Origin of the sequence: Pseudonocardia asaccharolytica DSM 44247 = NBRC 16224 (genome assembly GCF_000423625.1) — a bacterium.
GTDB classification, from domain to species: Bacteria; Actinomycetota; Actinomycetes; order Mycobacteriales; family Pseudonocardiaceae; genus Pseudonocardia; species Pseudonocardia asaccharolytica.
In genome coordinates this window covers 95651-106175 of the sequence record NZ_KE384066.1, presented here as the reverse complement: position 1 = coordinate 106175, position 10525 = coordinate 95651, and the positions used below count along the sequence as shown (strand labels likewise).

General features: G+C 69.3%; 8 protein-coding genes. All 8 read left to right on the top strand.

Annotated features, from left to right (window positions below; all coding sequences use genetic code 11):
* Positions 1-336, top strand: a 336-nt coding sequence (locus G567_RS34695) for a transposase family protein (RefSeq protein WP_028932145.1), incomplete at its 5' end; no start/stop codon positions are given.
* Positions 337-484: 148 nt separating this feature from the next.
* Positions 485-1480: a DUF3047 domain-containing protein gene (locus G567_RS0125630; protein WP_084796449.1), complete on the top strand. Its 996-nt coding sequence runs from the start codon at positions 485-487 to the stop codon at positions 1478-1480.
* A 262-nt stretch (positions 1481-1742) separates the two neighbouring features.
* On the top strand, positions 1743-2825 hold the full coding sequence (gene cas7g, locus G567_RS0125625; protein WP_211224085.1) for a type I-G CRISPR-associated RAMP protein Csb1/Cas7g: 1083 nt from the start codon (positions 1743-1745) through the stop codon (positions 2823-2825).
* Between the two features lie 3 nt (positions 2826-2828).
* Positions 2829-4286: a type I-G CRISPR-associated protein Csb2 gene (csb2, locus tag G567_RS0125620; RefSeq protein WP_028932142.1), complete on the top strand. Its 1458-nt coding sequence runs from the start codon at positions 2829-2831 to the stop codon at positions 4284-4286.
* Complete coding sequence (gene cas3g, locus G567_RS31575; protein WP_147200972.1) at positions 4279-7380, top strand: type I-G CRISPR-associated helicase/endonuclease Cas3g; 3102 nt, start codon at positions 4279-4281, stop codon at positions 7378-7380. Before csb2 ends, cas3g begins: the two co-directional genes overlap by 8 nt.
* Positions 7377-8348: a type I-G CRISPR-associated protein, Cas3-extension family gene (locus G567_RS0125610; protein WP_028932141.1), complete on the top strand. Its 972-nt coding sequence runs from the start codon at positions 7377-7379 to the stop codon at positions 8346-8348. Before cas3g ends, G567_RS0125610 begins: the two co-directional genes overlap by 4 nt.
* A complete protein-coding gene (locus G567_RS0125605) occupies positions 8345-10033 on the top strand; it encodes a CRISPR-associated endonuclease Cas4/Cas1 (protein ID WP_028932140.1) in 1689 nt (562 codons plus the stop codon). The genes G567_RS0125610 and G567_RS0125605 overlap by 4 nt, the downstream gene beginning before the upstream one ends.
* A 3-nt stretch (positions 10034-10036) precedes the next feature.
* Positions 10037-10321 (top strand): CRISPR-associated endonuclease Cas2, encoded by a 285-nt coding sequence (gene cas2, locus G567_RS0125600; RefSeq protein ID WP_028932139.1) that lies wholly within the window; start codon positions 10037-10039, stop codon positions 10319-10321.
* Positions 10322-10525 lie beyond the last annotated feature (204 nt).

Below are 10525 nucleotides of genomic sequence, written 5' to 3'. Positions count from 1 at the left end.
TGGATCTCTGATCCGATCGTCGGAGGTCGACACGACTCGTACTGCCTGAAGGGTTCAGGCGTCCTACGGACGCTTGACCCAAGCAACTGGATAGGCGACAAGGGATACGTCGGCAACGGCATGGATACGCCCATCAAGAAACCGGAGTGCCGTGACCTTCTCGACTGGGAGAAGGATTTCAACACTCAAGTCAATAAGATTCGCTACCGCATCGAACGGGTCATCGCCAACCTCAAGAGCGGGCGCATCCTGCACACCGACTACCGCCGCCCGCTCGCAACGTTCGCGGAGACCATTTCAACCGTAGTTGCACTCCACTTCTATGCACTCGCGTGAATAACCCTCAGGGTATGAGGATTTCCGTGCGTGGCCGGATCCTGACAAATGTGATCGAGGCCTACCACCAGAACCACTGACGGCGGCCGGCGCGACTTTCTTCGCCGTTCCGGCCTCCGGGTGGCCGTGCATCTGCCAGGGTGGGCGGATGCCACGGTCGATCATGGTTCCGGATTCGGTGCACCTCACGTTGCAGGCAGACCGTCCGCCGTGGACACCGACCGGTCTGCAGGTGTGTCGCGGCGACCGGGTCACCCTGCTCGGTTCGGGATTCGTGCGCTGGTGCCCGCCGCACGATGCGGGCGCCGGCGCCAAACGCCATCTGTGGGGCCGGGTGCCCGGCGGGGAGATCTTCGGCTGCACCCAGGACACCACGACCACGGTCATCGACCATGACGGCGAGCTCGAGCTGTGCGTCCACCTCGGTGCCTGGGCCGACCGGAAGGGGGCGCTCGCCACGGGCGACGCGCCCTACCGGCGCGCCTCCGGCGGGCTGGATGTGACGGTCCTGCGCTGGGTGGCGGGCGCGGACCCGGTTGCCGGGCTGACCTCGCTCGGGCCGGGCATCGTCGACCCGTCGCTGGCCGCCGCCGAGCACGCGCGGCTGTGTGACCCCGTCGTCCCGCCGCCCGGCTGGGAGTACCTGCTCGAGTTCGGCCCCGGAGACGTCTACCGGCACGCCCGGCGGGACGGCCGGTCGGCCATCGACGTCGTCTGCGACGACAACGCCGGCGTCATCCGCACCGAGGTCGGGCTCCCGCTGGGCGCCGACACGACCCTCGAATGGACCTGGCGGGTCGACGAACCGCCGCTGCCCGCTCCGGGAAGCGAGGGCTGGATTCGCGACCAGCTGTCGGTGGCCGTCGAGTTCGACACCGGCCAGGAGCTCAGCTGGTGCTGGGCAGCGGCACCCGAGCCTGCCCACCCCGGCGCCCCCATCCCGCTACGCGCCGGCGGACCGGGAGCGACCCACCATGAGTCGCGCACCATCGTGGGCGACTACCGCCGCCACCTCGGCCGGCCGCCGGACCGGATCGTCGGGATCCGGCTGACCGCGGTCAGCCACCTGCGGCACAGCCTCGTGCGCGCGAGCTTCTCCGGCATCGTGCTGCGCACCGGCCGGCACCGGATCCAGGTGCTCTGAACCCGGCCTTGTCTCCCGCGTGACCGTCCGGCGGCACCGGGTGCGTCATCCGTACCGGTGATGCTCGGCTCCCCGTAGGTTTCGGCCCTCCACGAAACATCGACGGCCTGATCACCGATCTTGTCGGTGATCGATGGTGTAGTACTCGCAGATCGATCCCGACCTAACTTCTCCTCACCGAAGGGTGGACGTGAGCACCGAGGCGTCATACCAGGAATTGCTGTCCGCAGTCTCGCTCACCGGAACGCGTGCGGTGCTCCGAGTGACTGCGATGTACCAGCCCACGGGCGGGGTGGGAAGCAAGGTGTTCCCGCCCACCTATCCGGCCCAGAACGGGCAGTCGCCATATGTGCTCGAGTCGCGGATGGTGGATGGCCAGGAGCGCGGGAACGTCCTACTGGACTCCACGCCGTCGCAGGCCAACCGTGCGGAGGAGGCCCTCCTGCGGGCTCGGCGGGCCGGCATCGTCCGGGTTCCGCTGCTGCAGATCGAGCACGAAGGGGCCGCCCCGGTGGTGCTCACCTCACTGGAGTTCCCGCACCGCTACGCCGACGCCTACCTGCGTGACAGCCTGCTCGACGGCGTGGCGTTCGACAAGACCGAGCTGGGCCGGTCGTTGATGGCCGCCTCCCCGGACGACGCGACCACCTTGTACGCCCATGATCCGGGTTCGCTCGTGTACGGAGCGTGGAACAGCCACCGCAAGGGGCGGCAACGGAAGTTCCCGCGGGTATACGCCAGCGAGGTCATCGGTTGGGACCCGGTGGTGGGTGCTCGCAACGCCGGGCGGATGGATCCGCTGAACCTCCAGGGGGCGCAGAAACGGCGTGCCGATGGGGAGGGCTGGGACTACGCACCGGCGTCGACCAAGGTCAAGGGAGAGAAGCTCAGCGAGATCGGTCATGGCAATGTCGCGCCGAACCCACAGCACGGTGGCGTGACGATCCACTCGGCGCAGCGCTGCGCGACGCTGTCCTTCGCGGGCCTGGACCGGATCGGGTTCGGTACGGCGTCCGCCGCGGCGGCGGATGCGGCGCGGGCCGTCCTGGCCGCGTACGCGATGCTGGCCGACCGGCTGGCGTTCGGCCGCTCCAGTCTATGGCTGCGCAGCGGATGCGAGCTGGTGCTGGAGTCCGAGCGGATCGAGTGGGTCCACAGGGGAGGCGGCACCGAACAGCTCGACCTGACGGTCGACCAGGCGGTGGCCCTGTTCGAGGTCGCGACAGCCCACGCCCAGAAGCAGGGCTTGCCACTGACGACCGGGACGGTCGTTCTCACGCCCTCCAAGCCTCTGGCACAGGCGATCGACTTCAGCCTGACCAAGGCGAGCGGGGACGAGGCCTGAGCCATGGCGGTGGAGATCTCCATCGAGCTGCTGTCCGGCAGCTATGACGCCGCCGAGGTGGACGACCGCGAGCACGCCGAGTGGCCACCACATCCGGCCCGGCTGTTCTGTGCGCTGGTGGCCGCGGCCAGAGGTGAGGCGGACCGGGTCGCGCTGCGCTGGTTGGAGGCACAGCCTCCCCCGATCATCCTTGCGGCCGGGCAACCGCGGGAGAGCCGACGAGCCGCATACGTCGTGGTGAACTCCCTCAGCGCCAAGGGTGGCAACCAAACTCATCCCGCGCGGACGAACGGTCTGCGGGTCAGGACGCGGGCCCTGCCGGCGCATCCGCGCGTGACGATGATCTGGGCCGGGACGGCCGATTCAGATCTCGTCAGCTCGCTGGACGCGATGGCGCATCGGATCCCGTATCTCGGCCGGTCGACCGGCGTCGCACTCGTGGCCGCCTCGGCCACCGGCGACGAGCAACCACTGGACGCCATCCCGGACGCCATCCCGGGTGATGGGCGGGAGCGCTTCGAGCCGTGCGACCTGTTGAGCCGTGAGGTGTCGGTGCGGGTGCCCTACCCCGGTTTCCTCGGCGAACTGGATGCCCAGTTCGAGGCCGGCCGACCGGCATGGGAGGTGAGCCGCTACCAGGGTTACCGCCGACGCCCGCCGGCGAGCGGCACCGGCACCGCGGCCAAGGCGGACCGGGGGGTGGCGGATGAGCTGCTGATCCCGTCGGTCTACACCGACGTGCTGGTGTTCCAGTTCTCCGGTCTGAAACCGCAGGCGCGGCTGACGGTCCGGCTCACCGAGGCCTTCCGGTCGGCGGTGCTCAAGGCGGCGGGCGGCGACGCGCCCGCCGTCCTGCACGGGCACGGCGCGGATGGACGGCCGCATGTGGCGTTCCTCGCCCTACCCGACGTCGGTGGTGACCATTCCGACGGTCACCTACTGGGGTTGGCGGTCGCCGTCCCCGAACTCCCGGCCTCGGAGCGCCAGGCTGTGCTGCATGCCGTCCTGGGGTTGCGGCGACAAGACCTGAACGGCGTGGTCGAACTGCGCGTACCGCAGATCGGTCTCGTAGAAGTGATCTATCAGCCCGGACTGGTTCGGCCGTGGGGCGCTTCAGCGGAGCGGTGGCGCCGGGGAAGCCGGCGGTGGGTCTCCGCCACACCGATGATCTTGGACCGCTATCCCAAGCGGCCGGAGCAGTTGGAGGCCGAGGTGCGTGCGGGGTTCCGCAGGGTGGGGTTGCCCGAACCGGTCAGCGTTGAGGCCAGCACCGAGCCCCTGATGCCGGGAGCGGCACGGCTGCGTCCCCTGGATCTGCCCTCCCAGACGAAAGGACGGCTGTTCCGGCACGTCGCCGTGACGTTCGATCGACGGGTTTCCGGCCCGGTGTTGGTGGGGGCGGGGCGTTACCTGGGGGTGGGCCTGCTGGCCCCGGTGCCGGTGCGGGGTGGCGATGTCTGACGCCACCGGCGTCCCGGCGCTGGGCGCCGCGGACTTCGCGGAGTTCTACCGCGCCGTCCATGCGGTGGACCCGTTCCCCTGGCAGGAGAGCCTGGTCGCCGAGGTACTCGGCGGTGGCCGGTGGCCCGATCTGATCGACGTGCCCACGGGCCTGGGCAAGACGTCGACGCTGGATGTGGCCGTGTTCGTGGCCGCGGCGACTTCACACGTGCCGGGAGGACACCGGCTCGGACGGCGACGCTGCTTCTTCGTGGTCGACCGCCGCATCGTCGTGGACGAAGCCTACGAGCACGCCCTCTCGCTCTCCCGGGCAGTGCAGGACGCGGAGCGGTCGGAGGATCCCGGCATCGTCAGTCGGGTGGCGGCCGGGCTGCGGTCCTATGCTCCGGACGCCCGAGCCGGTGCACTCTTGCCGGTCACCCGGATGCGCGGTGGCGCCACATGGGCTGCGGCCTGGCTCGACCGCCCGGACCGTCCGGGCCTCGTGTTGGGCACCGTCGACCAGATCGGCAGCCGGCTGCTGTTCCGCGGCTACGGGGTCAGCGACCGCCGCCGTCCGATCGACGCCGCCCTGGTCGGCACGGACTCCTTGGTACTGGTCGACGAGGCGCATCTGTCCACCGCACTGCTGGCGACGGTGTCCGCGGCGCAGGAGCGGGATCGGCTCGGTGTCCCGCTGCCCAGCCTGAGCCTCGTGCGACTGTCCGCCACCGGCGCTCCGGCCCGGCACACCTTCGCACTGGACGTCGACGCGCACCGGACAAACCCTCAAGCGTGGGAGCGGCTCACCGCGGGCAAGCGGCTCACCACCCGCGAAGTCTCCTCCGCCAAGGACTGCGTCAAAGCCTTGGCGGAGACAACTCTCGAGCGCGTCGGCACCCTGACCGCCAAGGCTTCCATGGAGGGAGCGGCCCCCGTCGCAGCAGTGGTGTGCAACACCGTGGACCGCGCTCGCGCCGTCCATACCCTGCTCCGGAAGTTGCTGACGGGGCGGGGTGCGGTTGTCGAGGCGGACTGCGAGCTGCTCATCGGCCGTTCCCGTCCCATCGATCGACCGAACGTGCAGGAGCAGGTCCTCAGCCGGTTCGGCACCAGCCGGGATCCGTCACGCCGCGCGGCCATCCTGGTCGCCACCCAGACCGTCGAGGTCGGGGTGAACCTCGATGTCGACGTCCTGGTGAGCGAGTCCGCGTCCTGGGATGCCCTCGTCCAGCGGCTCGGGCGCCTCAACCGGCTCGGCCGTTTCACCGAACGGTTCCCCGGCCAGGACGAGGCCGCCGCGGTTGTCATCCACGACGGGCAGGATCGCGGTCCGGTCTACGGCGAAGCCCGCGATACCACCTGGCGAGCCCTGCACGCGATGGTTTCGGAACACGGCGGGATCGACGTCTCCCCGCTGGCGTGTCGGCATCTGGCCACGACGACCTTCGCCGCCCTGGAGTTCACGCGGCAGCCTGGCGGGGTTCCGGTGCTGCTGCACCCGACACTTGACGCCTGGACGCAGACCGCACCAGTGCCCCTCGACGATCCACCGATCGAGCCGTTCCTCCACGGCTTCGACAGCGGTGTCGCCGCGGTGCGGATCGTCTGGCGGGACGGCCTGCTCAGTACCGACCCCCTCGACGACCCGTGGGAGGACGACATTGAACTGGCGGCGGCCCACATCGACGGCCTGCTCACCCAATGGCCACCGCGCACCACGGAGACGGTCGAGGTGCCATTCGTCGCCGTCCGGCAGTGGATGAGTGGGCAGGCGGCCGAGCCGATCAGCGACCTGGAGGCGGCACCGGACGTCGGGGGCCACGCACGGCAGCTCGAGGATCCTTTCCGTGTGCTCGCCCAACGGCCCGCCTCCACCGGCCGAGGCGCGGATGATGCGCCGGACACCCCCATGGTGTGGCGGTGGATCGATGCCGAGGAGCTCCGTCCGGGTGATCTGATCATCGTGCCGTCCGAGCGGGGCGGCCTCGACGGCTATGGCTGGTCGCCCGCAGAACGCTCGCCAGTGCGGGACGTCAGCGAGGCCGCCACGTTCGTCGCCTCCCGTTCCCGTCGAGAGGCCACGCTGCGGCTCGATCCTGGGCTTCCGGCCCGGCTGGGAATGGAGCATGCCGCAGGGGAAACCGCGTCAGCCCTGGTGTCGGACCTGCTCGCGGCCGACGAGGACGCATGGCCCGGCAGCGAGGAGATCGACGGCTTCGGCAGGGCCCTCGCTGAGCTCCTGCCCGACGAACCTCCTCCCGGTTGCGGCTGGACGGCCGACACCTGGAACGCGTTACGCCGGTGGGCGGAAAGCGGACAACTGCGGATCCTCGACCTCCGGGACCCCGCCGACTCCTGGGTGGCCGGCCACGACGGACCCCGCACCTGGGCGCGGCTGCTGGCGGGCCCCGTGCCGGCCGACGCCGCCTGCCGCGTCGACTCCGGTTCGGCGGTCGACCGGGACGACGAGGAGGTCGGCGCCAGTTCGGTCGGCACGAGACCGGTCACCCTCGCCGCGCACCACACCGCCGTCCGGCAACGCGCCGAGGAGATCGCAGTCGCCCTGGGCCTGCCGCCGGAACTGCGCGCGGTGGTGGCGGACGCCGCCGGATGGCACGACCTCGGGAAGGCCGACGAGCGGTTTCAGATCATGCTGCACGGCGGGGACGGCTGCGAGGCCACGCTCGCACTGGAGCCGCTGGCGAAGTCCGGGATGGACCCGACCGATCGCCTGGCCTGGCGGCGTGCGAGTCGGTTGAGCGGGCTGCCCGCCGGTGCCCGGCATGAGGCCTGGTCGGCCGCTCTCGTCGAGGAGTGGCTGCGCGGTGCCGGCTCGGCCTACCTGGGTGACACGGACCTGCTCATCCATCTCGTGGCCAGTCACCACGGATACGCCCGGCCCCTGGCCCGGCTGGTCATGGACCGGGAACCCCGCCCGGTCCAGGCGCTCGTGGACGGGGAGAAGGTGTCGGTGCCCTCGGAGCGGACGGTCTCGCTCGAGCACCCGGCCCGGTTCGCCCGGCTCAACCAGCGATACGGCCGGTGGGGCCTGGCGCTGCTGGAGACCGTGGTCCGTTGCGCCGACACGACGGTCTCCGAGGAGGGATCATGACGCCGCTCCCGCTCCCCGCGTTGGACGGCCACACGCCGCTCGGTTTCCTCGCCGCGCTCGGCGTGCTACGGCTGGTGGCCGAGCACACCGCGTATTCGGCGAGACTGGCCTGGTCACGCCAGGACGGCTCGGCCGTCCTGCACGACGCGCACCCGGATATGGACGCGCTTGTCGCCGACCTCACGGCCATCGTGCGCGACATCCCCGAGGGCGGTGTGCTGCCGGGCTTGAGCACGGATTTCCCCCCGCCCGGGGAGGCCCCGGACAAGCTCCGGCTGACCCGGCCGGCTCTGGCCGAGTACGCCTCTCGTGTCTCCACGACGGATGGCCCGGCCGGGGAGCGATGGCTTGGCGCCCTTGTCACCGATCTCAGCGTCGACGACAGGCAGCGGGCCGACATCAGTTTGTTCACCGCGCCGTCGGGCAAGCAGTCCATGCGCACCATGCTCGACAAGCCGCTCGCGCTTCTGCGGGGCAACCCCGGGCTCATGCGCGAAGCGCTGCTCGCGTGGCGTCGTTACCCGAGTGTCAGCGGCGAGTACCTGGACCATCGGGTTCTCTTCGACTCCGCGGACGCCGCGGACGGCAAGCCGTCCGAGCGTGGGGTTCCCGGGGCGACCTGGCTCGCACTCATGTCGTATCCGCTGATGCGCACGACGGCCGCCGATGGCCGGCCGATGAGCACCTGTTGGCAGGACTTCGGGCGCCGGGTGGGTCATCGGATGGTGTACCCCCTATGGTCGGCTCCGCTTGCTCCTGCCGCGGTACAGGCCGTCCTGTCCCATCCCGTCCTACAGGGCGCCGAATCGGGTCGACCACCGGAATTGGCCACCCTGCTGTCGATGTTCTGGATCGGACATGCCAGCCGGCGTCGGATCCCGGGGCGCACCTTCGCTGGCATGCTCACCCCGACCAGCCAGCCGACTCGTCCGGTAGTCCGGCCTGGCCTGAGCAGACGAGCACGATGACGTCCCCGCGACCGGATCTGCCCGGGCTCCCGGAAACGGTCCCGGCCCGGATGGTCAACGAGTTCGTGTACTGCCCCCGCCTGTTCTACCTGGAGTGGGTGCAGGGCAGGTTCGCCACCAGCGACGACGTCGAGGAGGGACTGTACGTCCACCGTGTCGTCGACGAGCCGGGCGGGGATCTACCTCCTCCGGAGGAGGACCTTGAACGGTTCGCCGGCCGGACCTCGCGCAGCTTCTGGCTCACCTCCCGGGATCTCGGGGTGAGCGCAAAGATCGATATCGTCGAGGTCGGCATCGATGGCGCGGTGACTCCGGTCGACTACAAGAAGGGCAGCCCGGACCGGCGCGGCACACCGTGGCCCGCCGATGAGATTCAGTCGGTTCTGCAGGCGTTGCTCCTGCGGGAAACCGGCTACCGCGTCGACCAAGCCGAGATCTGGTATGCCGAGACCCGGAAGCGGGTCGTCGTACCGGTGAGCGACGCTCGGCTCGCCGCCGTTCGCGAACTGCTCGGCAAGCTCTGGCGCACCGCGGCGAGTGACAACGCCCCACCGCCGTTGGAGGACAGCCCCAAGTGCCCGCGATGCTCACTGGTCGGCCTGTGCCTGCCCGACGAGATCAATGCGCTGCGGGTCCGCGAACGCGCTCCGCGTCGTCCGCGAGGTGTCATGGCCGCCGACCCGGACAGCCGGCCCGTCTATGTCATGGAACAGGGTGCGATGGTCGCTGTCCGTCGTGGTCGGCTGGAGGTCTTCAAGGAGCGGGAGAACCTCGGCAGCTATCGGCTCATCGACATCAGCCAGGTCTGTCTGTATGGGAACGTCACGGTCACTCCGCAGGTGATGCGAGAACTGTTCGCCCGCGAGATCCCTGTGTGCTGGTTCTCGTACGGCGGCTGGTTCTCGGGAATGGCCGAAGGCCTGCCGGGCAGACATGTCGACCTGCGACGTGCCCAATACACCACACCACATGACCGGCTACTGACCGTCGCCGGCCGGATGATCGAGGGAAAGATCCGTAACAGTCGAACCTTGCTACGTCGAAACAGCCGGGTCTCACCAGGCCAGACGATCGAGCAGTTGCGCGATCTGGCGACAGCCGCGGCCAGCCCCGCCGGATATCCCTCGCTGCTGGGCTTCGAAGGAACCGCAGCCCGTCTCTACTTCTCGCAGTTCACCGCCATGCTCAACGCGACGAACGGCCTCGACATCACCGCCTTCGACCGGAACGGCCGAGCCCGGAGACCGCCACCCGACCCGGTCAACGCGCTGCTCTCATTCGTCTACGCGCTCCTGGTCAAAGACCTGACGGTCACCCTGGCGACCGTCGGATTCGACCCTTTCGTCGGTGTCTATCACCGTCCCCGGTATGGTCGCCCGGCGCTCGCCCTCGACCTCGCCGAGGAATTTCGGCCCCTCATCGCGGACAGCACCGTCATACAATTGATCAACAACGGGGAGATTCGCTCCAGCCACTTCACTCGACGCGCCGGGGGATGCCAACTCGATCGCGACGGACGACGAGCGGCCATCAGTGCCTACGAGCGTCGCATGTCGCACGAGATCAAGCACCCTGTCTTCGGCTATCGCGTCAACTACCGCCGCGCACTGGACGTCCAGGCCCGCCTACTGGCCGCCCACCTGACCGGCGAACTTCCCGAGTACACAGCCTTTACTACGAGGTAACGAATGGCTCGCCGACGATTCTTGATCGCTTACGACATCTGTGACCCCAAGCGGCTCCGACAGGTATGCAAGACGATGGAGGAGTATGGAGAACGCCTTCAGTACTCTGTCTTCACCTGCGATCTCAGCCGGACTGAACTCATCCGTGCACGCGCGCAAGTGGAGCAGCAGATGAACCTCTCACAGGACTCCGTCGTCATCGTCGATCTCGGCGATGTCGACAGCGCTCGCTTCACCTTCATCGGTCAACGGCGCCCGCTGCCGACCCACGGACCGAAGATCGTCTGATGCGAGCGCTGGGATCCCCGCGGCACTCCGTGGGAGCGCTCGCACCCAGATCAACCAAGGGATTCGGCTGTCTCAGTGGCGCTCATCGTGACGGGCCGGTGCCTGACAGACCAAGCGCTCGCAACGGTCCAGAAAACCGCAGTTCAACTGCTATGTTTCTCGCGAGCTCTCTTCCCGGCCTTCGCGGTCGGGCTCCGTAGCGGC

What these genes read in the sequence shown, in the direction of transcription:
- G567_RS0125630 (WP_084796449.1), top strand. Translation starts at nt 485, where the DNA reads ATGCCACGGTCGATCATGGTTCCGGATTCGGTGCACCTCACGTTGCAG.
- csb2 (WP_028932142.1), top strand. Translation starts at nt 2,829, where the DNA reads ATGGCGGTGGAGATCTCCATCGAGCTGCTGTCCGGCAGCTATGACGCC.
- cas3g (WP_147200972.1), top strand. Translation starts at nt 4,279, where the DNA reads ATGTCTGACGCCACCGGCGTCCCGGCGCTGGGCGCCGCGGACTTCGCG.
- G567_RS0125610 (WP_028932141.1), top strand. Translation starts at nt 7,377, where the DNA reads ATGACGCCGCTCCCGCTCCCCGCGTTGGACGGCCACACGCCGCTCGGT.
- G567_RS0125605 (WP_028932140.1), top strand. Translation starts at nt 8,345, where the DNA reads ATGACGTCCCCGCGACCGGATCTGCCCGGGCTCCCGGAAACGGTCCCG.
- cas2 (WP_028932139.1), top strand. Translation starts at nt 10,037, where the DNA reads ATGGCTCGCCGACGATTCTTGATCGCTTACGACATCTGTGACCCCAAG.